The following is a 23,855-nucleotide window of genomic DNA, read 5'->3' on the forward strand; positions in this document are numbered from 1 at the left end:
AAGTGTCCGCAATCAGTGGTTGGAGGCAGAAAATGACTACCGCATCCCCACATGCGCACGGCGTACATTTCGGACGGACGGATGTCCAAAATGTCGGCATGGGTGTGGGTATCGTCCTAATGGTCGTGGGCGTCCTGGGATTCATTCCGGGCATCACCACGCAGTACAGCGAACTGAGGTTCTTCGGACCTGATTCCGGGGCCCTGTTCCTCGGCCTGTTCCAGGTGTCCATGCTGCTGAACATTGTTCAGCTGGCCATCGGCGCCACCGGCCTGACCATGTCCCGCAGCGGCATGGGGGCCCGGAACTTCCTGATGGGTTTCGGCCTGCTGTACATCGTCTTTAGCGTTTACGGGCTGATCGTCGGCGTGGGGTCGGCGGCCAATTTCCTGGCGTTCAACACCATGGACAACTGGACGCACATGGTGCTGGGCGTGGCCATGATTGGCGCCGGCTGGCTGCTGTCGCGGCACCTGGCCGATGACGCACAAACCCGGTAAGCGAACACCGGGAAAAGGGAGCCGCGGATGAGGAACGTTTCATAGCAATCCAACAATTCGTACTACCTGCTGGTGCGGGTGCCTGCTTGCAGGCCCCGCACCAGCTTCCTTTGTGCCCGGCTCACTACGCTGGCGGACTGACGACGGCGGGACCGGCGCCGGCCCGTTCGCGTCTGTTTGGGCCGTCGTCCGGCGGACTTTGACATGCTCATTCGTGCCGCCGAAGGTTGGGCATAACGGATTATCCCCAGCCCTCGGGCTGGCCGGTGGGCATGCCCGGCCAGACCCGCCGCTGCGGCCCACTCCAACCGGCGGGGTCGCTTGTCTAGTCGTCCGTTTGCCGTAAGTGGCTGCTTCGGAACCCCGCTTAGCGGCCATCTGTGGCAAATGGGCACCTATCCCTACGGCGGCGAGGGCAGCCCGCTCCCCCGCCGCCCCGCACCCACAACGCCCAAGCACCAGGGGCCCCGCCTGTTCACCTACGCTTCCCCCGTCCGCCACATCCGTGACGCCGGCCCGTCAGCCGCCGCGGCCACGGTGGAGGCGTGAGGATCGCACTAGTCGCCGAATCATTCCTTCCCCAGATGAACGGGGTCACGCACTCCATCCTGCGGGTCTTAGAGCATTTGCAGGGCCGCGGCGACGAGGTGCTCGTGATCGCGCCGTCCACCCAGGACAGCGGCGTCCCGGACGAGATCCACGGCGCGCGGGTCCTCCGGCTGCCGTCGGTACCGCTGGCCGGCTACACGAACGTGCGGGTGGCGCTGGGAGGTGTGGCCCGGGTCAAGCGCATCCTTGCCGGCTACGCCCCCGACGTCGTCCACCTTGCCTCGCCGTTCGTGCTCGGCTGGCGGGCGGCGCAGGCGGCGCACCTGCTGGGCATCCCGACCGTCGCCGTCTACCAGACCGAAGTCCCCGGCTACGCCGCGCGGTACGGCGTCCCCTTCCTCGAAAACTGGGCGTGGAACCGGGTGGAGCAGATCCACCTGCTGGCCTCGCGCACCCTGGTCCCGTCCAGCTTCGCCCTGCGCCAGTTCCGCGGCCGGGGTATTCCGCGGGTGCAGATGTGGCGGCGCGGCGTGGACACCCTGCGGTTCAGCCCGGCAAAGCGCGACGACGCGTGGCGGGCTTCCTTCGCCCCGGGCGGCGAGCGCATCATCGGCTACGTCGGCCGGCTCGCCGTGGAAAAGCAGGTCGAGGACCTGGCCGCCCTCGCGGACGTGCCGGGCACGAGGCTGGTGATCGTCGGTGACGGCCCGCAGCGTGCGGCCCTCGAGGCCGCGCTCCCGACGGCGGTGTTCACCGGGTTCCTCGGCGGCGAGGACCTGGCCCGCGCCGTCGCATCCTTCGACCTCTTCGTCCACCCCGGCGAGTTCGAAACCTTCTGCCAGACGATCCAGGAAGCCATGGCCTCCGGGGTCCCGGTCGTCGCCACCGGCCGCGGCGGACCGCTGGACCTGGTGGAGAACTCCCGGACCGGCTGGCTCTACCAACCCGGGGATCTCGGCGGGCTGCGGTCCCGGGTGATGGACCTGACCGGCGACGATGCCAAGCGCCGTGCCTTCGCCACCGCAGCCCACGCCTCGGTCCAGGGCCGGACCTGGCACACCCTCGGCGAGGAGCTGGTCCGGCACTACGAAGCGGTGGGCACCGTCGCCGCACGGGGAGCGGCGCTGTGAAGATTTCCGTCATCGGCTGCGGCTACCTCGGCGCGGTCCACGCCGCCACCCTGGCCTCGATGGGCCACACCGTCGTGGGGATCGACGTCGACGCCGCCAAGGTCGCGCACCTGGACCGGGGTGCGGCGCCGTTCCACGAACCCGGCCTCGACGAGCTGCTCCGCGACTGCCGGGCCGGCGGCCGGCTCAGCTTCACCACGAGCTTCGCCGACGCCGCCGGGGCGCAGCTGCACTTCCTTTGCGTCGGGACACCGCAGTCCAAAACGTCGAACGACGCCGACCTTAGCTACCTGGTGTCCGCGGTCGAGGCCCTGGTCCCCTTCCTGGCGCCGGGCGCCGCCGTCGTGGGCAAGTCGACCGTGCCGGTGGGAACGGTGGACATGCTCCGCGGTGTGCTCGCGGACCGGCCCGACGTGCTGCTGGGCTGGAACCCGGAGTTCCTGCGGCAGGGCACCGCGGTCAAGGACTCCCTAGTCCCGGACCGGCTGGTCTACGGCGTGCCCGGCGGCAGAAACTCCGGCGGCGCGCCCGGCGGCAGCTCCGGAACGCAGGCCGACGGCGTGGCGGTCACCGCCGTCCTCGACGCCGCCTACGCGCCGCTGCTCGCCGCCGGGATCCCCCGGCTGGTCTGCAACTTCGCGACGGCGGAGCTGATCAAGTCGGCGTCGAACGCTTACCTTGCCACCAAGCTGAGCTTCATCAACGCGGTGGCCGAACTGTGCGAAGCCTCCGGCGCCGACGTCACAGAGCTCGGCGAAGCGATGGGCCTGGACCCGCGGATCGGCGGCCGCTACCTGCACGCGGGCCCCGGCTTCGGCGGCGGCTGCCTGCCCAAGGACATCCGTTCCCTCCGGGTGCAGGCCGCCGCGCTGGGAGTGGACTCCGTCGCGGCCTGGATGGCCACGGTCGACAGCATCAACGAGGGCCGGCGCTCCTGCACGGTGGACACCGCAAGGCAACTCTGCGGCGGGCGGCTCGGCGGACGGCGCGTGACCGTGCTGGGATCGGCGTTCAAACCCGACACCGACGACATCCGGGATTCCCCGGCCCTGGATGTGGCCGCGCAGCTGGCCGCGGCGGGTGCGCACGTCACCGTCACGGACCCCGCCGCGATCAACAACGCCTGGCTGCGGTACCCGCAGCTGCGCTTTGAGCCCTTTACGGAGCAGGCGCTTGAGGGCGCCGAGCTGGTGCTGCTGCTGACCGAATGGGACGCCTACCGCACCCTCTCGCCCACGGCGGCCGGAGGGCTGGTCCGGCGCCGGGTGCTGCTCGACGCCCGGAACGCGGTCGACGCCGCGGCGTGGTCCGCGGCCGGCTGGACGGTGCACGGACCCGGCCGGCCCAGTTCCCCGGCCCTCCCGCACGCGCCGGCCCCGCGGTCCTCCCCCGCGCACGGCCCGGCCGCTGCCGGCTGACCGGCAGGGCCGGAGCGTTGACCCGCCGCCGCTCGGCTGACCGGCAGGGGCGCAGGGCTGACGCCCCACTCAGCGACCCCGCCGCCCGTCCGGCGCGCGCCGTGGCGGCCGGGGCCGGATGCACACCCTATGATTCCTGAGGGGAGGATTCATCATGCACCGATACAGGTCTCAGCTTCATCCGGTTCCGGCCGCGTGAGCACTTCAGCACGCGCCGAGGAGGACGCCCGGCTCCGCGAAGCCACGTCGCTGCTCTCGGCCACCCTCGAATCCACCGCCGACGGGATCCTCGTGGTCAGCGCCGAGGGCCGCATTGCCCTGGTGAACAACCAGTTCCTGGCGATGTGGGGCATCCCGCGCGACCTCGTGGACACCGGCGACGACGAGGCCGTGATGAACTCCGTCCTGGACCAGCTGGCGGACCCGGGGCAGTTCCTCGAGAAGGTCACCGCCCTCTACGCGGACCCCGACGCCGAAAGCCACGATGTGCTGCGCTTCCGCGACGGCCGGACCTTCGAACGGTATTCACGCCCGCAGAAGGTGGACGAGCACGTGGTGGGCCGGGTCTGGAGCTTCCGCGACGTGACCGAGGCCAGGCTCGCCCAAGACCAGATCAGCCGGGCCATGGCGGACCTGGCCCAGCAGGCGAACCAGCTCAAAACCCTCGCCTTCCAGGACCCGCTGACCGGACTCTCCAACCGGCAGCTCTTCAACGACCGCCTGGCCTACGCGCTGGCAGGCCCCTGCGGGACCGCCGTCGACGTGCTGCTGCTGGACCTGGACGACTTCAAGGAAGTCAACGACATCCACGGCCACCACGCCGGCGACCAGATGCTGATCGAAGTGGGCCGCCGGCTGCGCGCCTGCGTGCGGCCCGGGGACGTTGTAGCACGCCTGGGCGGTGACGAGTTCGTGGTGCTGCTGGTCGGCTCCCTCGACGCCGACGCCGCCGCCGAACGGATCGTCGAATCGCTCAAGGCCCCGGTGTGGATCGACGGCACCATGCTGCGTCCCAGCCTCAGCCTCGGCCTGGCCTCCATCAGCGAAGACGCCGTCGACGCCTCCGAGCTGCTCCGCCGGGCCGACATCGCCATGTACGCGGCGAAGGCGGCCGGCAAAAACCGCTACCTGCGCTTCCAGCCGGAAATGATGCGCGCACTGCTGGAGCGCACCGACCTCGACGCCGGGCTCCGCGCCGCCGTCGACAACGGCGAGATCGCCGTGCACTACCAGCCGATCGTCTCTGCCCCGCTGGGCAAAGTGGTCAAGGTCGAGGCGCTGGCCCGCTGGGAGCGCGACGGCGTCCTGGTGGCGCCGCAGCAGTTCATCCCGGCCGCCGAACGCAGCGGGCTGGTCGTGGAGATCGGCACCGAGGTCCTGCTGCGCGGCTGCACCGAACTGGCGCCCTGGCTCGCCGCCGACCCCGTCCGGTCGCTGGCCGTGAATGTCTCCGGGGTGCAGCTGCAGCAGGGGAATTTCCCGGAGCTGCTGTTCGCGACCGCCGAGTCCTGCGGCGTCGACCCGCACCAGCTGGTCGTCGAGGTCACCGAGAGCGTCTTCTTCGACGACGACTGCCAGATCCGCCGCCAGCTGGTGCAGCTGCGCAGCGCCGGCGTCCGGGTCGCGCTGGACGACTTCGGCACCGGCTACTCCTCGCTGGGCCGGCTGCAGGACCTGCCGGTGGACACACTCAAGATCGACCAGTCGTTCGTGGGGATGATCCGCAGCGGCACCGAGCACCTGCCCATCCTGAACTGCATGATCTCCATGGCGCACGGGCTGGGCCTGACCGTCACCGCCGAGGGCGTCGAGACCCGGGAACAGGCCGAGTACCTGATCCAGCGCGGCTGCGACTCGCTCCAGGGCTACCTGTTCTCCCGGCCCCAGCCGGCGGACGTTCTGCCCGACGCTGTCGCCGCGTCCGGCCGCGTGATCGCGGGCCTGCACGCCGACACCGACACCCAAACGCAGCCGGTGCTGTGATTTGGGTCTCATGGCCCTATGATTCTTGAAGTTTAGTGACCACCGCCCTGCCGGTGGCTTCGAGTACCGAGCGCCTGGGGGCTGGCATCGACGTGGAACAAGGATTGGCGGAAACCCTGCTGTCACAGGGTCCTGACGCGTTGCTGCTGCTCAGCACCGAGGGGATTATTTCCTTTCTCAACCCTGCCGCCGAGCGCCTCTTCGGCTACGAACGCGAGCAGCTGATCGGCGCCTCGCACCACCGGCTGCTGGTCGAGGATGACCGCGGCGGCTTCCTTCGCGTCCTGAGCCGGCTGGGCCGGGCCGGAACCTTCGGCACCAAGCCCTTCCCCGCCGTCGGGCTGCACCGCAACGGCACCGAGATCCCGCTGGAAATCACCTGCTCCCTAGTCACCACCGGCACCGTGACGTCCATGGCGGTGGCGGTACGGGACACCACCCACCGCCAGGACAGCGACGCCGGACGCCGGCACGCCGTGTCGCTGCTGGACGCGGCCCTGGAGACGACGGCGGACGGCATCGTGGTGGTCTCCAACACCGGCCACATCACGGGCGTGAACGAGCAATACCTCCGGCTCTGGGGCATGCCGCGGGAGATTCTCGCCGAGGACGACGCGTACGCGCTGGTGAAGTTCATCGCCAAGCAACTGGTGGACCCGGACTCCTTCAAGGCCAAGGTCGCCGAGCTCTACGCCAACCACGAGCTGCACAGCCACGACCTGCTTGAGTTCCAGGACGGCCGCACGGTGGAGCTTTATTCGCGCCCGCAGAAGGTGGCGGACGCCGTCGTGGGCCGGATCTGGAACTTCCGTGACGTCACCTCCCGCACCATGGCCCAGGACCAGGCCCGCCGCGCCCTCGACGAGCTGGCCCAGCAGGCGGACCAGCTCAAGGCCCTGGCCTTCCAGGACCCGCTCACCGGGCTGGCCAACCGCATGCTCTTCAACGAGCGCGCGGCCGCCGCACTGGAAGACCCCGGCCCCGTGGCGGTGCTGCTGTTGGACCTGGACGACTTCAAGGAAGTCAACGACATCCTCGGCCACCACGCCGGGGACCAGATGCTGGTGGAAATCTCCCGCCGGCTGCAGAACTGCGTGGGACCGCACGGCACCGTCGCCCGGCTCGGCGGCGACGAGTTCGTGGTGCTGCTGGTGGGCTGCAACGACTCCGACGCCGTCGCGCAGCGGATCGTGTCCACCCTGAACGCCCCGGTCTCGATCGAGGGAACTCTCATGCGGCCGGGCCTGAGTCTGGGCGTCGCGACCCGGGACATGGCCGGCATGTCCTCCTCCGAACTGCTCCGCCAGGCGGACGTGGCGATGTACGCAGCCAAGGAGGCCGGGAAGAACTGCTACGTCCACTTCCAGCCGGAGATGCTGGCGAGCCTGCTGGAACGCACCCAGCTGACCGCGGGGCTGCGCCAGGCCGTCGAACTCGGCCAGATCACCGTCTTCTACCAGCCCGTGGTCTCCACCAACCGGCGCGAAGTGGTGCAGTACGAGGCGCTGGCCCGCTGGGAGCGCGACGGCCTGCTGATGGCGCCGGATACATTTATCCAGACCGCCGAGCGCAGCGGCCTGATCCGCGAGATCGGCGCCGAGGTGCTCCGGCAAAGCTGCGCCGCCCTGCAGTCCTGGCTGGCCGAGGACCCCGGCCGGACCCTCGCGGTGAACGTCTCCGGGGTGCAGCTGCAGCACAAGGACTTCGCCGAGCGGGTGCTGGACATCGCGGCGTGGAGCCGGGTGGACCCGCACCAGCTGGTGCTGGAGGTCACCGAGAGCGTGTTCTTCGACGCCGACTCGCACGTGATCCAACAGCTGATCACCCTGCGCGCGGCCGGCATCCGGGTGGCCCTGGACGACTTCGGCACCGGCTACTCCTCGCTGGGCCGGCTGCAGGAGCTGCCCGTGGATGCGGTGAAGATCGACAAGTCGTTCGTGTCGATGCTGCACACCGGCGAGGAACGCCTGCCGATCCTCACCTCGATGATCCACATGGCGCACAGCCTGGGCCTGCGCGTGACGGCCGAGGGGATCGAGACGCCGGTGCAGGCCCGCTACCTGATGGACCACGAGTGCGACGCCCTGCAGGGCTACTTCTTCTCCCGCCCGGTCCCGGAGGCAGGGCGGGCCGCCGCCGAGGCCCAGTCGGCGGAAGCCATCGAGGCGCTGCAGGAGCCGGTCGGGGTGCTCTAGGCGGTCCGGGAAGCCTGGGTTCCTGGCCGGACCGGGGCGCGGGACCGGGCACCGAGGCCCGGGGCGCTGTGCAGCTCAAGCCCGGGGCGCAACGCCGCGCGTCCCTCGGAGGCGTTGCCGCAGCTCCGGCCGGCGACGTATTTCGACGCTTTCGTGTCCGGTGCCCGCGCAGGACGGAACTGTGCGGCCGAACACATATGATTTCAGAACACACGGCCCGCGCCGTGCGCCGCGAGTCCCCCTGCACGGGCCGAACGGCACAGGTCTTTCTTTCCACCGATTCACCGCTTTGGGGGCAGTACACGTTATGGACGCAGCATTCGCTCAGCTCGTGCTGGAGCACAGCCCCGACGCACTCGTGCTGCTCGGACCGGACAGGTCCGTATCATTCCTGAACGCCGCCGCCGAGCAGCTCTTCGGCTACCCCCGGGCGCAGCTGCTCGGCGCGGACTGCAGCCTGCTGCTCGCCGAGTCCTCCCGCGAAGCCTTCCACCAGTTCCTAACCGGCCTAGCCTCCCCGGCGGGCACCCCTGGCGCGGCCGGCTTCCCTGGCACCACCGGAGCGGCCGGGTCTGCTGCCGCAGGGCTTGCGCGGCGCCCCTTTGCCGGCGCGGGCCGGCGCGTCGACGCCTCGGAGTTTCCGCTGGAGATCACCTGCGCGGCCCTGCCGCCGGCATCCGGCGCGGCCGGCAGCGTCGCCGTCGCCGTCCGGCCGGCCCCACCCAGGGTTTCCCCGCACGACGGCGGCACCGCGGCAGGCACCATTCCCGGTGCCGCTGCGGGCGTCCGCACGCCGACGGCAGACAACCCGGCAGCCGCCACCACCGCGGCGGCCGCACCAGGCAGCCCGGCGGCAGGCGCCCCGGGCGCGGCGGCGGCTGCCCGGCGTCGGACGTTCAGCGCCCTGGAGGCGGAACTGGTGCCCGGCACCACCGGGGTCCTCCCCCGCCTGAGTCCGGCCGAACACGACGACCAGCTCAAGGCGGCCGTGCTGCGGGACACGCTGACCGGGCTGCCGAACGGAACGCTGTTCAACGAACGGCTCGCCGCGGCGCTGCGCCGGCCGGATCCGGTCGATGTGCTGCTGCTGAACGTGGACGATTTCAAGAGCTACAACGACATGCTGGGCCGGTCCGCCGCGGACGAGCTCCTCGTGGAGGTGGCCAGCCGGCTGCGGAACTGCGTCCGGCCGCACGACACCGTCGCCCGGCTGGGCGGGGATGAATTCGCTGTCCTGCTGACCGAATGCCTCAACGCCGGAGCCGTGGCGAAGCGGATCTCCGAATCGCTGTACGTGCCCGCTCGGATCGGCGGATCGCTGGTGCGGCCCGGCGTGAGCATGGGCCTGGCGGCCCGGACCGCTAGCACGCAGGACGGCGCGGAACTGCTGCGGCAGGCGGATTCGGCCATGTCGGCGGCCAAGGCGGCCGGGAAAAACACCTGGCTGGAGTTCCGGCCGGAGATGCTGACCGTCGCCGTGAACACCCCGCAGGGCGAGACCGGGCTGCGGCAGGCCGTGGAACTGGGGCAGATCTCCGTGCACTACCAGCCCGTGGTCTCCCCCGGCCTGGGCGCCGTCGTCCAGTTCGAGGCGTTTGCCCGCTGGGAGCGGCACGGCAAGCTGGTTCCGCCGAACCAGTTCCTGCCGGTGGCCGAACAGAGCGGCCTGATCCGTGAGATCGGCGACGAGGTCATGCGCCGCGCCTGCGCCGAAATCCGCCCATGGCTGGCGGGTGACGCCGCCTACAGCGTGGCCGTGAATGTCTCCGGCCTGCAGTTCCAGCACCGCGACTTCGCCACCGACGTGCTTGGGATCGTCGCCTCCACCGGTGTGGACCCGCGCCAGCTCATGCTCGAACTGACCGAGAGCGTGTTCTTCGACGCCGACTCGGACGTGCTCCGCCAGCTGGCGCAGCTGCGCGAGGCGGGCGTGCGGATCGCGATGGATGACTTCGGGACCGGGTACTCGACGCTGGGCCGGCTCAAGGAGCTGCCGCTGGACAAGGTCAAGATCGACCGGTCGTTCGTGGCGATGATCAAGACCGGCAAGGAACACCTGCCGTTCTTCCGCACGATGATCCGCGCCGCGCAGGACCTAGGCCTGAGGGTCACGGCGGAAGGCATTGAGACCCCCGCGCAGGCCCGGTACCTGATGGATCTTGGCTGCGACTCGCTGCAGGGCTACCTCTTCGCCAAGCCCGCTCCGGCCAGCGACCTCGCCGGGACCATGGAGAGCGCCCTGAACGCCATCGACAAGGTCGAAGCCGCCGGCTAACCGCGGACGCTCCCTCACATCCGGCAACCTCCCGCCCGACGCTCCCTCACATCCGGCAACCGGGTGCGGGCGCTCCAGCCCAGTTACCGCTTCCTTGCGGCCCTGGTTCCTTCGGTAATCCCCGGACTGCCGCGGAATCGCTCGGCTGCCCGGCTGAGTAACTGGGCAGGAGCGTTGCGACCGGCTGCCTGGCACCCCGGTCACGCCGGCCGGACGACGGCGAAGGGCGTGGGGAGTGACGATCAGGCGTGCGGATCGAGCCTGTCGGAGTCCTCTGCCACCATCTCGGCGCTGCGCTCCCACAGCTCGCGAGCCAGAGCAGCGTCATAGGCCTGCTTGTTGGCCTTGGAGAGCTTCCGTTTCACGTAGTAGCCGCCGGAGGTCCAGTCCCGCTCTGGGACGGCCGTAGCGAGCCATACGAGGGTGTCCGCGCCCTGTTCCGGGGTCAGCATGAATCGCTTTAAGAACGACTTGTAGGCCAGCCGCATGGGGCTGGTGGACTCTGCGGCGAAATTGGTCGCCACACCGCCCGGGTGGAAGGACGCGGTCGAGATGCCGGCAGCGTGGAAACGGTGGTGCAGCTCAGCCGTGAACAGGATGTTGGCCAGCTTCGCGTTGCCGTAGGCGCGGTTTGTGGAATAGCCGCTCTCCGCGTCGAGGTCATTGATGTCGAACTTGGCGAAGATCGAGTTGGCGACGCTGGAGGTGTTGATGACCGTGGCGTTGCTGGCTGTCAGGACATCCAGCAGCTCGTTCGTCAGCAGGAAAGGAGCAAGGTGGTTGACCTGGAAGGTCTTCTCGTGGCCGTCGACCGTCAGCTCGCGGTCGCCCATGATCCCGCCGGCATTGTTGGCCAGCACGTCGATCCGCGGGTAGCGCTCCTTCAACTGAGCGGCCAGACGCCGCACCTGCGACAGATCGGCGAAGTCGGCCACGAAAAAGTCAGCGCCCGTTTCCTTGGCGATGCGTTCGGTTTTCTCCGCTGAACGCCCGACGACGACGATGCGCTCACCTCGCGCGGCAAGGGTCCGGGCCGCCGAGGCGCCGATCCCGTCGCTGGCGCCGGTGAGGATGATGGTCCGTGCAGTCATTGGGGGCCTCCCTGGGCCGGTGGGGTTCGAGCTGTTCGGTCAAGCTACTCAAGAGTAATCAACGCCGCCGGGGCGCTTGGTGTTCCGCACTGCCCGACGCTCCCTCACGTCGGGGCGATCCGCCCCGTACGCTGCCTCAGCTTTCGCGCAGGCCTCCCCGGCACTCCCGGGGTGATCTGCGGGAGCGTCCGTTCCATAGCCGCCGGTTGTGAGGGAGCGTCCCCCGGCTTGGGTGCCGGTTGTGAGGGAGGGTCCTGGTTCCGGTTATGGGTGGTTAAAGTGGGAGAGCCTCCAACCTGGTGGTTGGAGGCTCTCGACCTGAATGATGTTCCGGCGGTGACCTACTCTCCCACACCCTCCCGGGTGCAGTACCATCGGCGCTGTGGGTCTTAGCTTCCGGGTTCGGAATGGGACCGGGCGTTTCCCCCACGCTATGACCGCCGTAACCCTGTTACCCGACCCAACCCCGTGCGGGGTGGTGGGAAATCTGTGTGGTTACAACTCTCCTGCCCAGAGGGCAGGTGTGGTGTTGTATTTAGTTGTTTTGGTTCCTTGCAACGTGCCCGTGGCGGGTTTGTTGGTTGGGAACCACATAGTGGACGCAAGCAGTCTTGTTCTCTTTTCTTCTCTCCTGGTGTGAACCTCTTTTGAAGGAACGGTTCACGGAGGGAAGGTGTGGTGTAAGTTATCGGCCTATTAGTACCGGTCAGCTTCACGAGTCGTTAGTCCTCGCTTCCACATCCGGCCTATCAACCCAGTGGTCTGGCTGGGGGCCTCTCACACACAAGGTGTATGGAAATCTCATCTCGAAGCGAGCTTCCCGCTTAGATGCTTTCAGCGGTTATCCCATCCGAACGTAGCTAATCAGCGGTGCACTTGGCAGTACAACTGACACACCAGAGGTTCGTCCGTCCCGGTCCTCTCGTACTAAGGACAGCCCTTCTCAAATTTCCTGCGCGCGCAGCGGATAGGGACCGAACTGTCTCACGACGTTCTAAACCCAGCTCGCGTACCGCTTTAATGGGCGAACAGCCCAACCCTTGGGACCTACTCCAGCCCCAGGATGCGACGAGCCGACATCGAGGTGCCAAACCATGCCGTCGATATGGACTCTTGGGCAAGATCAGCCTGTTATCCCCGAGGTACCTTTTATCCGTTGAGCGACGGCCATTCCACAATGTACCGCCGGATCACTAGTCCCGACTTTCGTCCCTGCTCGAGATGTCTCTCTCACAGTCAAGCTCCCTTGTGCACTTACACTCGACACCTGATTGCCAACCAGGCTGAGGGAACCTTTGGGCGCCTCCGTTACTTTTTAGGAGGCAACCGCCCCAGTTAAACTACCCATCAGGCACTGTCCCTGACCCGGATTACGGGCCGAAGTTAGATGTCCAAAGTGACCAGAGTGGTATTTCAACGATGACTCCACCCGGACTGGCGTCCGGGCTTCAACGTCTCCCACCTATCCTACACAAGCCACTCCGAACACCAATACCAAACTATAGTAAAGGTCTCGGGGTCTTTCCGTCCTGCTGCGCGTAACGAGCATCTTTACTCGTACTGCAATTTCGCCGAGTTTATGGTTGAGACAGCGGGGAAGTCGTTACTCCATTCGTGCAGGTCGGAACTTACCCGACAAGGAATTTCGCTACCTTAGGATGGTTATAGTTACCACCGCCGTTTACTGGGGCTTAAATTCTCAGCTTCGCCTTGCGGCTAACCGGTCCTCTTAACCTTCCAGCACCGGGCAGGAGTCAGTCCGTATACATCGTCTTGCGACTTCGCACGGACCTGTGTTTTTAGTAAACAGTCGCTTCCCCCTGGTCTCTGCGGCCCCTGCACGCTCCGGACAGCGTGTGTCCATCACGATAGGGGCCCCCCTTCTCCCGAAGTTACGGGGGCATTTTGCCGAGTTCCTTAACCATAATTCTCTCGATCGCCTTAGTATTCTCTACCTGATCACCTGTGTCGGTTTGGGGTACGGGCGGCTAAAACCTCGCGTCGATGCTTTTCTCGGCAGCATAGGATCACCGGATCCCCCCGTACGGGGGTCCCATCGGGTCTCAGGCTTGAATGAACGGCGGATTTGCCTACCGTTCGCCCTACATCCTTAGACCGGGGCAACCATCGCCCGGCCCGGCTACCTTCCTGCGTCACACCTGTTAATACGCTTGCCTCCCAGGATCAGGTCCCGCGCTCCACCAAAACCCTTCACCCACAAGGGGTGTCGGGCAGGTCTCGGGCGGTTAGTATCCCCTGTTCAGCATGGGCGGTTTTTCGCCGGTACGGGAATATCAACCCGTTGTCCATCGACTACGCCTGTCGGCCTCGCCTTAGGTCCCGACTTACCCAGGGCAGATTAGCTTGACCCTGGAACCCTTGATCATTCGGCGGACGGGTTTCTCACCCGTCTTTCGCTACTCATGCCTGCATTCTCACTCGTGTAGGCTCCACCGCTGGTTTCCACCGCGACTTCACTGCCCACACGACGCTCCCCTACCCATCCACACTCCTGAACCACGAAGGCTTGGATAAAATGTGAATGCCACAACTTCGGCGGTGTACTTGAGCCCCGCTACATTGTCGGCGCGGAATCACTTGACCAGTGAGCTATTACGCACTCTTTTAAGGATGGCTGCTTCTAAGCCAACCTCCTGGTTGTCTTCGCAACTCCACATCCTTTCCCACTTAGCACACGCTTAGGGGCCTTAGTTGGTGGTCTGGGCTGTTTCCCTCTCGACTATGAAGCTTATCCCCCACAGTCTCACTGCTGCGCTCTCACTTACCGGCATTCGGAGTTTGGCTGACGTCAGTAACCTTGTAGGGCCCATTAGCCATCCAGTAGCTCTACCTCCGGTAAGAAACACGCAACGCTGCACCTAAATGCATTTCGGGGAGAACCAGCTATCACGAAGTTTGATTGGCCTTTCACCCCTACCCACAGCTCATCCCCTCCATTTTCAACTGAAGTGGGTTCGGTCCTCCACGACGTCTTACCGTCGCTTCAACCTGGCCATGGGTAGATCACTTCGCTTCGGGTCTAGATCACGCCACTGCAACGCCCTGTTCAGACTCGCTTTCGCTACGGCTTCCCCACACGGGTTAACCTCGCGACGTAACACTAACTCGCAGGCTCATTCTTCAAAAGGCACGCCGTCACAACTACAAGGCTGCTCCGACGGATTGTAAGCACACGGTTTCAGGTACTGTTTCACTCCCCTCCCGGGGTACTTTTCACCTTTCCCTCACGGTACTGGTCCGCTATCGGTCATTAGGGAGTATTTAGGCTTATCAGGTGGTCCTGACAGATTCGCACGGGATTTCTCGGGCCCCGTGCTACTTGGGATACTTCCCAGGCGGCGTGACAGCATTACGGTTACGGGGCTCACACCCTCTCTGGCCGGCCTTTCAAGACCGTTCACCTATACCCACGCACTCACCTCACCAGTCCGGCAGAACTGGAACGGAAAGTCCCACAACCCCGACCATGCAACGCCCGCCGGCTATCACACATGGAACGGTTTAGCCTGATCCGCGTTCGCTCGCCACTACTAACGGAATCACTATTGTTTTCTCTTCCTGCGGGTACTGAGATGTTTCACTTCCCCGCGTTCCCTCCACGCACCCTATGTGTTCAGATGCGGGTCACCAGATCACTCGCGCGTCTGGCGGGGTTTCCCCATTCGGACACCCTGGGATCACAGTCCGGTTATCGACTCCCCCAGGCTTATCGCAGATTCCTACGTCCTTCTTCGGCTCCTAATGCCAAGGCATCCACCGTGTGCTCTTAAAAACTTGACCACAAAGATCAAGGAGTAATTTCGAGAAAACCATGGAAACCAACCCCACACCCAAACGGGTGTGGAACCAGATCCAGGTTCAAATTTTCTTGGAAATTGCTTCTTATAAAAGATGCTCGCGTCCACTATGTAGTTCTCAAACAACAACCCCGTACCACACACCCCACACACCAGGCCCCCAAGGGAACCAACCAGTGCGCGACGCGTCGCAGCCGGGAAACCAGAAACACAAGCCCCACACCCCGCACCCCCTTCCCCGAGGGAAAGAAAAGCACAGGCCATGGTCCTGTTGTCTCAGGACCCAACAGTGTGCCAAACACGAAACCACCCATTCACACGCCCGCACCGTTCCAGGACACCCGCCCCAAAAGGAGCGGTACGTGTCCGTACTGGGTGCCGGCAGAAAATCCGGCGGCCGCTATTTGCTGATATTCCACCCGTGAGCACCCGCCGCAGAACTTGCGTCTGCGCAACGGGCGTTACTCCTGACAACACCACCACACAAACACAGGCTTGGCGGGGTTGTTGTAGGTGCTCCTTAGAAAGGAGGTGATCCAGCCGCACCTTCCGGTACGGCTACCTTGTTACGACTTAGTCCCAATCGCCAGTCCCACCTTCGACAGCTCCCTCCCACAAGGGGTTAGGCCACCGGCTTCGGGTGTTACCAACTTTCGTGACTTGACGGGCGGTGTGTACAAGGCCCGGGAACGTATTCACCGCAGCGTTGCTGATCTGCGATTACTAGCGACTCCGACTTCATGGGGTCGAGTTGCAGACCCCAATCCGAACTGAGACCGGCTTTTTGGGATTAGCTCCACCTCACAGTATCGCAACCCTTTGTACCGGCCATTGTAGCATGCGTGAAGCCCAAGACATAAGGGGCATGATGATTTGACGTCGTCCCCACCTTCCTCCGAGTTGACCCCGGCAGTCTCCCATGAGTCCCCGCCATAACGCGCTGGCAACATGGAACGAGGGTTGCGCTCGTTGCGGGACTTAACCCAACATCTCACGACACGAGCTGACGACAACCATGCACCACCTGTAAACCGGCCACAAGTGGGGGACCTGTTTCCAGGTCTTACCGGTTCATGTCAAGCCTTGGTAAGGTTCTTCGCGTTGCATCGAATTAATCCGCATGCTCCGCCGCTTGTGCGGGCCCCCGTCAATTCCTTTGAGTTTTAGCCTTGCGGCCGTACTCCCCAGGCGGGGCACTTAATGCGTTAGCTACGGCGCGGAAAACGTGGAATGTCCCCCACACCTAGTGCCCAACGTTTACGGCATGGACTACCAGGGTATCTAATCCTGTTCGCTCCCCATGCTTTCGCTCCTCAGCGTCAGTTAATGCCCAGAGACCTGCCTTCGCCATCGGTGTTCCTCCTGATATCTGCGCATTTCACCGCTACACCAGGAATTCCAGTCTCCCCTACATCACTCTAGTCTGCCCGTACCCACCGCAGATCCGGAGTTGAGCCCCGGACTTTCACGGCAGACGCGACAAACCGCCTACGAGCTCTTTACGCCCAATAATTCCGGATAACGCTTGCGCCCTACGTATTACCGCGGCTGCTGGCACGTAGTTAGCCGGCGCTTCTTCTGCAGGTACCGTCACTTTCGCTTCTTCCCTACTGAAAGAGGTTTACAACCCGAAGGCCGTCATCCCTCACGCGGCGTCGCTGCATCAGGCTTCCGCCCATTGTGCAATATTCCCCACTGCTGCCTCCCGTAGGAGTCTGGGCCGTGTCTCAGTCCCAGTGTGGCCGGTCACCCTCTCAGGCCGGCTACCCGTCGTCGCCTTGGTGAGCCATTACCTCACCAACAAGCTGATAGGCCGCGAGTCCATCCAAAACCACAAAAGCTTTCCACCCCCCACCATGCGATGAGGAGTCATATCCGGTATTAGACCCAGTTTCCCAGGCTTATCCCAGAGTTAAGGGCAGGTTACTCACGTGTTACTCACCCGTTCGCCACTAATCCCCGGTGCAAGCACCGGATCATCGTTCGACTTGCATGTGTTAAGCACGCCGCCAGCGTTCATCCTGAGCCAGGATCAAACTCTCCGTTGAAAACAAACAGACACAACCAACAACCCCGGGAAAACGGGGAAAGAAGGCTGCACAAAATTTGAAACCAGCTGTAAAAACCATGCCATCCACGGGGTGGACAACACAGCCAAAACAACCAATCAATAAAACAATTGGTATCAACAAACTTGGCACACTATTGAGTTCTCAAACAACAGACACACCCGGCACCACCACAACCCCTCAAGGGTCCCGGCTCGCTCCGGAGCAACTTTTCAAACTTACCCGGTTTCGAACCGCTTCGCAAACCGGCGTTTCCGCCAATTTTCGAAGCAACGAAAGGGTCCCCACCCGAAAGCGGCGCGCAGTAATCCGCGCCATTTTTCAGGCTGTTCATCAGGGGGTCGGTCGCTATCTTTCCGCTTCAGCGGCGGCGACTCGAATAACTTTACACACCCCCACGACCCCACGCAAATCCACCCCCAAACGGGTCGGCATACCCCTGCCGACCCGGAATGGTGCGGTTTTCTGCCGCCCGAACCGCTCGTAATTGACCGGCAGACCTACAGGCGCCCGATATGCAGTGAGTCACACCGCCCCGCCCTCCCTGGCCCCCGGGCGACAGGCATCCGCAGAGCGCAGCAACGGGAGCCTGGGTGCGCACCATCCCGTCCGGTCTACTCCTCCCGCGCTGCAGACCTTCGACCCGCCCTATGTCAACGCCGTAACGGCGCCGCTGCCGCCACGTGTCATCCCGGCCCCTCGCCCGGCCCGCGCCGATGCCGGCCCGGCCCGCCCGGCCACAGCGCTGCCCCCGCGACCCGGCACCCGCCGTCGTTCCGCTCGCTCCCCCGACCATCCCGTCGTCGTTGCGTCCGCTCCCCCGCCCCCACTAGGGTGATTACTAAGCATGCTTAGCATGCGGCTGACCCACCCGCCGCGTACGCCAAGGGCCCCCACCGAGGAACCGAGCGACGCACCAACCGGAGGAGAACCATGACTGACCAGTACACGTTCAGGAACCCCGTCACCGCGTACGAGCAGATCGAGCCGCCGGAGCAGAGCCAGCCTGAACCGGGCCTGGACGCGAAGATGACCCCTAAGGCGGACCTCGGCGAAGACACCTACCGCGGCACCGGGCGGCTGGAGGGCCGGAAGGCGCTCATCACCGGCGCGGACTCCGGGATCGGCGCCGCAACGGCGATCGCGTTCGCCCGCGAGGGGGCCGACGTCGTCATGTCCTACCTCCCGGAGGAGGAAGAGGACGCAACCCGGATCGCGAACCTCATCGAGAAGGCGGGCCGCAAGGCCGTCAAGGTGCCGGGCGACCTCAAGGACTCCGCCGTCTGCCGCGATCTGGTGGAGACCGCGGTCAAGGAGCTCGGCGGTCTGGACATCCTGGTCAACAACGCCGGCAAGCAGGTGGCGCAGAAGGCCCTCGGCGACATCGAGGACGTGCAGTTCGACCACACGTACAAGACCAACGTGTACGCGATGTTCTGGCTGACCAAAGAGGCCCTGCCGCACCTGCCGGCGGGATCGAGCATCATCAACACCACCTCGATCCAGGCCTACAGCCCGTCGGAGACGCTGGTGGACTACGCCTCGACCAAGGGCGCGATCAACAACTTCACCAAGGGCCTGGCCCAGCAGCTGGCGCCCAAGGGCATCCGGGTCAACGCCGTGGCGCCCGGGCCCATCTGGACCCCGCTGCAGCCCAGCGGCGGCCAGCCCACCGAGGACCTGCCCGAGTTCGGCAAGGAAACCCCGCTGGGCCGCGCCGGGCAGCCGGCCGAACTGGCCCCGGCGTACGTCTTCCTCGCGTCCTCCGAATCCAGCTATGTGATCGGCGAGACGCTGAACGTCAACGGCGGCATGCCGACGCCGTAACACCGGCACCGCTCCACCGCTCCAGCCCCCAGCAGTGTGCGAGGGCCCTTCCCGGAACTTCCGGGAGGGGCCCTCGCGCGTTTCGGGGCCGACGGTTACCGGAACCAGAGAGCGGGCGGGAAACTCCGGTTCGCGGACCCGTACGGCTCGCTGGGCAGGTTGCCGGCGCTCCACGGTTCGTCGGACCGCACCGTCGGAGTGTGGCCGTGGCCGTCCCGAAGGATGGCAGCGAACGTACCGGGGATGGCGACCAGGGCGGAACCGGCGAGCAGGACTGCGAGTACTTCCATTGATGATGCACCTCGATGGTGGGTGGTGAGGGATGACTTCAGTGTCTGCAGGGGCCGTGTGAGCAGCCGTGTGAGCGGTAAAATGCCGGTATGGCCGACACGTGGATTCGGCTCCTCGGCCCGCCCCGGATCGAGCCCCCTGACGCAGCGCCCCCGGGCCCTCCCGGGAGGGACGTCGCTCCCCTGCAGCCCCGCGGCCGCAAGGCGTGGGCGGTGCTGGCCTACCTTGCCTTGAACCCGGCCGGCGTGATCCGCACCCGGACTGCGGCGCTCCTGTTTCCCGACGCCGCGGATCCCCTGGGTGCCCTGCGTTGGAACCTATCGGAACTGCGCCGAGCCCTCGGCGGGGCGGCGATCGCGGGCGACCCCCTGCGGCTGGACCTGCGGCCGGGCTGGCGCTGCGACGTGTCCGAATTGGCCTCCGCCAGCGTGCAGGACCTGCATCCACGCCGGTTCGAGGGGCAGCTCCTGGAGGGCCTGGACTTTGCCGACAACCCGGTGTTTGAGTCCTGGCTCGCGGACCAGCGCTACCGGCTGGAGACCGCCGTGCAGTCGCTGCTCTACGACGCCGCGCTGGCGGCGCTGGCGGCGGGCACCCCGTCGGATGCGGCCGCCCTCGCGTCCCAGGTGCTGCAGCGGGATCCATTCCACACGGACTGCGCCGCCGTGCTGGTCAAGGCGCTGGTGGCCCTCGGCCAGCCAGGCCGCGCCCGCGAACAGGTCACCAGGTTCGGGGAGCTATACCGCGCGGAGCTGGGGCTGCCGTTGCCCGAGGAGGTCCGCCGGGCGCTCTCGGACCCTGGCGCGGGCGCGGATTCCGGAACGCCGGCAAATGCGGCCACCGTGCGGTCCTACCTCGACGCCGGTGCCGCCTCGCTCTCGGCCGGCGCCGTGGACCGCGGGCTGGCCCAGCTGCGGCTCGCCGTCGAACTCTCGCAGCGTGCCGGCGAACGGCGTTTGCTCGCCGAATCGCTGGTGACCCTCGCCGGAGCGGTGATCCACCAGGCCGGCGGGCGGGGCGCCGAGGTGGCAGATTTCCTGCACCGCGCACTGTCGGCGGAGGCACCCGACGGCGGCTCCCGCACCGCCGCGGCCGCGTACCGTGAGCTGGGCTACCTCGCCGTGCAGCGCGGCGTGCCGGACCGGGCCGCCGCCTGGCTGACGAAGGCGATGCGCGCCGCCACCGGTTTCCCGGACGAACAGTCCAGGATTCTGGCTATCCAGGGGATGTTGGCCTCGGACACCGCACGATACGGGGAGGCGGCGGCCGCGCTGGCCGAGTCGGTGCGGCTTGCCGGCGACGCGGGGAACCGCCGGCAGCAGGCGTTCGGCGAAGCGCTGTTGGGCCGCGTGCATCTGATTCGCGGCGAGCTGGACCTGGCCGCTGCGTGCCTGGACCGGGCCCTGGACGGCGTGGCCGCGGAACACTGGACGGCATTCGAGCCGTTCGTGGCGGGGCTGCGGGGTGAGACCTACCTCGCCGAAGGAAAGTTTGAGCAAGCGGCTGCGCTGATCGACCGTTCCTGGGTAATGGCGGAGCTGGCCGGAGACCACTGCTACATGGCCCTCGCGGCCGGGGCTCAAGCGCGGCTGTTCCTGGCCCGTGGCGACCTGGCGGCGGCCGAGCACTGGGTGGGCCGGGGGCTGGCGCCCAGCCCGTGGTATCTCTGGTATTCGGCCAGGTTGCTGGACGTTGCAACGGAGGTGGCGCTGGCCGCCGGTTCGCCGCAGGCTGCCGAGTTCGCGGACCGGCTGGCCGCGCTGGCCGGCCGGTCCGGGATGCGCGAGTTCGCGGTGCGGGCGCAGTCGCACCGGGCTTCGCTGGGCGATGCCGCCGCCGCCGAATCTGCCCGGTGGCTGGCGAAGGAAATCGACAACCCGGTCCTGGCCGGATGGGTGGAGCGGCAGACAGCCGGTTGAGCCACGCAGGCAATGGGTCCGACGTCGGGCGGGTGCGGCACGGTTGCGCTCTCACTTAGGGCTGTTCTGAAGGATCTATCAAGCTCGATGTGAGAGAGCAACCCGACGTGGTGAGGCATCCGCGGGCCGCCGAGGCACACCCGGGTTAAACAAAAGCAGGGCCCGTCCGAAGACGGGCCCTGCTCGAAACCTAACGGTCCCGGATCTCTAGGAAATTAGAGAGCCTGGATGTTGGTAGCCTGGGGACCCTTGGGGCCCTGCTCGGTTTCGAAGGAGACCTTCTGGTTCTCTTCGAGGGAGCGGAAGCCGGAGGAGTTGATCGCGGAGTAGTGCGCGAAAACGTCCTGCGAGGAGTCATCGGGGGAAATGAAGCCGAAGCCCTTTTCAGCGTTAAACCATTTGACGGTACCAGTAGCCATTATTTTTGTCCTTCGTGAAGGTGGAGGAAAAGTCCCGACTTTCGGGTCCTCCAGTGTGGGGTGCTCAAAACCGCTGCTTCAGAAGAACACGGACTTTCGACCGCGCGTACTGCCTGAACTACGAACTGCATAAACACAACAACAGGTTCAACACTACAGGAGATTTCCGGGGCATGCGACCACACGTCACATAGCGTCCTCGGCGGGTACTCTGCAGCCCTCCGGCCCCCGCTGCTAGCGGGCGGGCTGCTGGGCCCCTGCGACGCCGGCGTTCGACGGCGCGGCATTCGACGACGTGGCGGTCACCTGCGTCGACCCGCCCCGCGGCGCGCCCGGCCGCGCGGTGTCCGGCTCCGCTGTACCTCCCCCGCGCCTGCGCGCCACGCGCCGGTCCACAGCGCGCCCGGCCGCAGTGGACAGGCGCTGCGCGGGCTGCTCCACGTACCGGTAGAACAGCTCGGCCGCGACGAAGCAGAGGACGACGGCGACGGCGAGCGCCAGGGGCAACGAAACTGGCCGCAGCAGCGTGACGGCGGCCAGGATGATGGGCAGGTGCACCAGGTAGAGGCTGAAGGAGATGCGGCCCAGCCACTGCACGGCGGCGGTGTCGCCGAGCTTTTTCGCCGAACCGCAGCGCAGGAACACCAGAACAATCAGCGTGGCGCCGACGGTGATGAGCGCTTCGACGCTCTCGACGGGCTTGGCGGGGCTGAGCCATTCGGCATTGGCCAGGAGGAGGCCGGCGGCGGACAATGGGAGCCAGACGAGCCTCGGCCAGGCGCCGGTCAGTTCACGGATCCGATCCCGCTCGACGCCCAGGATGGCGCCGATGGCAAAGATGGGCAGGTAGATCAGCCACTGCACTTCCTGCACGGCCCCCACCACGGAGAGGCCGACGACGAGCGCCAGTTTCAGGTGCCAGAAGCGCCGCCACCGCAGGGCGACCAGGACGTACAGCGGAAGCAGCAGCGAGAACAAGACCTCCCAGCGCAGGGTCCAGAGCGGGGTGTTGACGGTGCTCGCACCGAGCAGCAGCAGGCCGTCCCGGGCCACGCGCCCCCAGTCCGAATCCACGACATACATGTCCGCCCAGGAACTCTGCAGCGGCGACGCCGTTCGCGGCACCAGCGCGATCAGCGCGGCGGCCAGGGCCAGCGACGCCCACGCCGGAAGGTAGAGCCGCAGCAGCCGTTTCACGTAGTAGGAGGCCCAGCCCTTACCGCGCCCGGTCTTGGTGAAGGGCAGGATGAGGACGAATCCGGAGAGCACGAAGAACACGTGGACCGCGGGCGTGCCGTTCCAGAGCAGATGCAGCGGCGAAAACACCGCCCAGAACTCTGCGCTGCTGAGCGGGCGGGAGCGCTCGTCGAAGACAACGTGGCCGATTCCGGGCACCACGGACAGCACGTGGCAGGCCACGACCACCAGGGCGGCAAGCCCGCGGAGGCCGTCCAGTTGCGTGACTCGGGTGGTTCCAGGCTGTTTCGGCATCAGCTCCATGTTACCAGTTCGTTACATTGGGGCGGCTGAAAAGGTGCCGCCACAACGCCGCGGAGCGTCCGTAGGGGCGTACGTGGGCGGAGGCTGCCTACAGCGACGCGCCGCCGCAGATGACGTGGTTCTGGCCGGTAATCGATGTGCCATGCGGTTTGAGGAGGAACGCGGCCAGGGCGGCGACGTCGTCCGAATCCACCAAGGCACCCAGCGCCGGAAGCTTGACCGGTGTGGCGGCCCGGCCCGGGTCGTGCAGCATCGGGGTGTCGGCCGGGCCCGGGGACAGCACGTTCACGCCTGGGCCCGGCTGGCACTGCCCTGGACCGCGTAGGTCTAGGACCGGACGTCTCCAGTTTCATTGCTGGACTCGGCGATCCGCTGGATCGCGGCGAGTGTCTTCGGGATGCCGTCCAGCGCCTGCTGGGTGCGCTCCGCGATTTGCGCCTGTGCCTTGTCGCCGTACTTCTCCTCGAACATGGCAATCCCTGCCGGCAGGAATTCCCAGGACTCGCTGAGGACTGTTCCGGCGTCGGCCGGGCTGAGGGCAAACCCCCACCGGACGTATTTGCCGCCTACCACCCAGGCGAATTCGCGGCCGCGCTCGGCAGCCACCACCTGCGAACGGGTCTCCCAGGTCCGCTGCGGGATCTCGTTGCGGCCGGTGAACCAGGCCCCGACGCGGCCGGCGCTGTCCTCGTCGTCCCACCAGCACGACGTGCAAACCGGGCTCCACTCACCGGTGCGGGTGATGTCTGAGACGAGGTCGTAGAGCGCATCGGCTGATGCCTGGACCGTGACGGACTCCTGATACTGGCGGATGCTGCCCTCATTCATGGGTCCATCCTTACAGATGGCCCCCCACCTTTGCCCGCCGGCT

General features: G+C 66.2%; 15 protein-coding genes and 3 rRNA genes. 9 read left to right on the forward strand and 9 right to left on the reverse strand.

What is annotated here, in order from left to right; all coding sequences use genetic code 11:
* Positions 1-32: 32 nt before the first annotated feature.
* The 7 genes from ACTWLI_RS02040 to ACTWLI_RS02070 all read left to right on the forward strand — a co-directional run bounded on the left by ACTWLI_RS02040 (position 33) and on the right by ACTWLI_RS02070 (position 10,050).
* Entirely contained in the window at positions 33-500 is a 468-nt protein-coding gene (locus ACTWLI_RS02040; protein ID WP_445155051.1) for a DUF4383 domain-containing protein, read from the forward strand.
* 387 nt (positions 501-887) lie between these two features.
* Positions 888-1,049: a hypothetical protein gene (locus ACTWLI_RS02045; protein WP_445155052.1), complete on the forward strand. Its 162-nt coding sequence runs from the start codon at positions 888-890 to the stop codon at positions 1,047-1,049.
* On the forward strand, positions 1,046-2,179 hold the full coding sequence (locus ACTWLI_RS02050; protein WP_445155053.1) for a glycosyltransferase family 4 protein: 1,134 nt from the start codon (positions 1,046-1,048) through the stop codon (positions 2,177-2,179). Before ACTWLI_RS02045 ends, ACTWLI_RS02050 begins: the two co-directional genes overlap by 4 nt.
* Complete coding sequence (locus ACTWLI_RS02055; protein ID WP_445155054.1) at positions 2,176-3,597, forward strand: UDP-glucose dehydrogenase family protein; 1,422 nt, start codon at positions 2,176-2,178, stop codon at positions 3,595-3,597. Before ACTWLI_RS02050 ends, ACTWLI_RS02055 begins: the two co-directional genes overlap by 4 nt.
* 129 nt (positions 3,598-3,726) lie before the next feature.
* Positions 3,727-5,580, forward strand: coding sequence for a putative bifunctional diguanylate cyclase/phosphodiesterase (locus ACTWLI_RS02060; RefSeq protein WP_445155055.1), 1,854 nt, complete (start codon positions 3,727-3,729; stop codon positions 5,578-5,580).
* A gap of 35 nt (positions 5,581-5,615) precedes the next feature.
* Positions 5,616-7,775, forward strand: coding sequence for a putative bifunctional diguanylate cyclase/phosphodiesterase (locus ACTWLI_RS02065; RefSeq protein WP_445155056.1), 2,160 nt, complete (start codon positions 5,616-5,618; stop codon positions 7,773-7,775).
* 307 nt (positions 7,776-8,082) lie between these two features.
* Positions 8,083-10,050, forward strand: a complete 1,968-nt coding sequence (locus ACTWLI_RS02070) for a putative bifunctional diguanylate cyclase/phosphodiesterase (protein WP_445155057.1) — start codon at positions 8,083-8,085, stop codon at positions 10,048-10,050.
* Between the two features lie 242 nt (positions 10,051-10,292).
* Here the strand turns inward: ACTWLI_RS02070 and ACTWLI_RS02075 are convergent, their stop codons facing one another.
* The 4 genes from ACTWLI_RS02075 to ACTWLI_RS02090 form a co-directional block, all read right to left on the reverse strand.
* A complete protein-coding gene (locus ACTWLI_RS02075) occupies positions 10,293-11,141 on the reverse strand; it encodes an SDR family NAD(P)-dependent oxidoreductase (RefSeq protein ID WP_445155058.1) in 849 nt (282 codons plus the stop codon).
* 328 nt (positions 11,142-11,469) lie between these two features.
* Positions 11,470-11,586, reverse strand: a 5S ribosomal RNA gene (gene rrf, locus ACTWLI_RS02080).
* Positions 11,587-11,816: 230 nt separating this feature from the next.
* A 23S ribosomal RNA gene (locus ACTWLI_RS02085) occupies positions 11,817-14,942 on the reverse strand.
* A 541-nt stretch (positions 14,943-15,483) separates the two neighbouring features.
* A 16S ribosomal RNA gene (locus ACTWLI_RS02090) occupies positions 15,484-17,007 on the reverse strand.
* Together the 16S, 23S and 5S rRNA genes form the textbook arrangement of a ribosomal RNA operon.
* 954 nt (positions 17,008-17,961) lie before the next feature.
* Here ACTWLI_RS02090 and ACTWLI_RS02095 point away from each other — a divergent pair.
* Positions 17,962-18,855 (forward strand): SDR family oxidoreductase, encoded by an 894-nt coding sequence (locus ACTWLI_RS02095; RefSeq protein ID WP_056738737.1) that lies wholly within the window; start codon positions 17,962-17,964, stop codon positions 18,853-18,855.
* A 95-nt stretch (positions 18,856-18,950) separates the two neighbouring features.
* On the opposite strand, the gene ACTWLI_RS02100 is transcribed toward ACTWLI_RS02095, so the two are convergent.
* Positions 18,951-19,145, reverse strand: coding sequence for a hypothetical protein (locus ACTWLI_RS02100; protein ID WP_445155059.1), 195 nt, complete (start codon positions 19,143-19,145; stop codon positions 18,951-18,953).
* A gap of 90 nt (positions 19,146-19,235) precedes the next feature.
* On the opposite strand from ACTWLI_RS02100, the gene ACTWLI_RS02105 reads away from it, so the two are divergent.
* Positions 19,236-21,065, forward strand: coding sequence for a tetratricopeptide repeat protein (locus tag ACTWLI_RS02105; protein ID WP_445155060.1), 1,830 nt, complete (start codon positions 19,236-19,238; stop codon positions 21,063-21,065).
* Positions 21,066-21,280: 215 nt separating this feature from the next.
* On the opposite strand, the gene ACTWLI_RS02110 is transcribed toward ACTWLI_RS02105, so the two are convergent.
* The 4 genes from ACTWLI_RS02110 to ACTWLI_RS02125 all read right to left on the reverse strand — a co-directional run bounded on the left by ACTWLI_RS02110 (position 21,281) and on the right by ACTWLI_RS02125 (position 23,812).
* On the reverse strand, positions 21,281-21,484 hold the full coding sequence (locus tag ACTWLI_RS02110; protein WP_056738746.1) for a cold-shock protein: 204 nt from the start codon (positions 21,482-21,484) through the stop codon (positions 21,281-21,283).
* Positions 21,485-21,718: 234 nt separating this feature from the next.
* Positions 21,719-22,975: an acyltransferase family protein gene (locus ACTWLI_RS02115; protein ID WP_445155061.1), complete on the reverse strand. Its 1,257-nt coding sequence runs from the start codon at positions 22,973-22,975 to the stop codon at positions 21,719-21,721.
* 97 nt (positions 22,976-23,072) lie between these two features.
* Positions 23,073-23,273, reverse strand: a complete 201-nt coding sequence (locus ACTWLI_RS02120; protein WP_445155062.1) for an SDR family oxidoreductase — start codon at positions 23,271-23,273, stop codon at positions 23,073-23,075.
* 38 nt (positions 23,274-23,311) lie between these two features.
* Positions 23,312-23,812: an SRPBCC family protein gene (locus ACTWLI_RS02125; protein ID WP_445155063.1), complete on the reverse strand. Its 501-nt coding sequence runs from the start codon at positions 23,810-23,812 to the stop codon at positions 23,312-23,314.
* Between the last annotated feature and the right edge of the window lie 43 nt (positions 23,813-23,855).

This window comes from Arthrobacter sp. Hor0625 (genome assembly GCF_052567525.1).

What these genes read in the sequence shown, in the direction of transcription:
- ACTWLI_RS02040 (WP_445155051.1), top strand. Translation starts at nt 33, where the DNA reads ATGACTACCGCATCCCCACATGCGCACGGCGTACATTTCGGACGGACG.
- ACTWLI_RS02045 (WP_445155052.1), top strand. Translation starts at nt 888, where the DNA reads ATGGGCACCTATCCCTACGGCGGCGAGGGCAGCCCGCTCCCCCGCCGC.
- ACTWLI_RS02060 (WP_445155055.1), top strand. Translation starts at nt 3,727, where the DNA reads ATGATTCCTGAGGGGAGGATTCATCATGCACCGATACAGGTCTCAGCT.
- ACTWLI_RS02070 (WP_445155057.1), top strand. Translation starts at nt 8,083, where the DNA reads ATGGACGCAGCATTCGCTCAGCTCGTGCTGGAGCACAGCCCCGACGCA.
- ACTWLI_RS02075 (WP_445155058.1), bottom strand. Translation starts at nt 11,141, where the DNA reads ATGACTGCACGGACCATCATCCTCACCGGCGCCAGCGACGGGATCGGC.
- ACTWLI_RS02095 (WP_056738737.1), top strand. Translation starts at nt 17,962, where the DNA reads ATGACTGACCAGTACACGTTCAGGAACCCCGTCACCGCGTACGAGCAG.
- ACTWLI_RS02100 (WP_445155059.1), bottom strand. Translation starts at nt 19,145, where the DNA reads ATGGAAGTACTCGCAGTCCTGCTCGCCGGTTCCGCCCTGGTCGCCATC.
- ACTWLI_RS02105 (WP_445155060.1), top strand. Translation starts at nt 19,236, where the DNA reads ATGGCCGACACGTGGATTCGGCTCCTCGGCCCGCCCCGGATCGAGCCC.
- ACTWLI_RS02110 (WP_056738746.1), bottom strand. Translation starts at nt 21,484, where the DNA reads ATGGCTACTGGTACCGTCAAATGGTTTAACGCTGAAAAGGGCTTCGGC.
- ACTWLI_RS02115 (WP_445155061.1), bottom strand. Translation starts at nt 22,975, where the DNA reads ATGCCGAAACAGCCTGGAACCACCCGAGTCACGCAACTGGACGGCCTC.
- ACTWLI_RS02125 (WP_445155063.1), bottom strand. Translation starts at nt 23,812, where the DNA reads ATGAATGAGGGCAGCATCCGCCAGTATCAGGAGTCCGTCACGGTCCAG.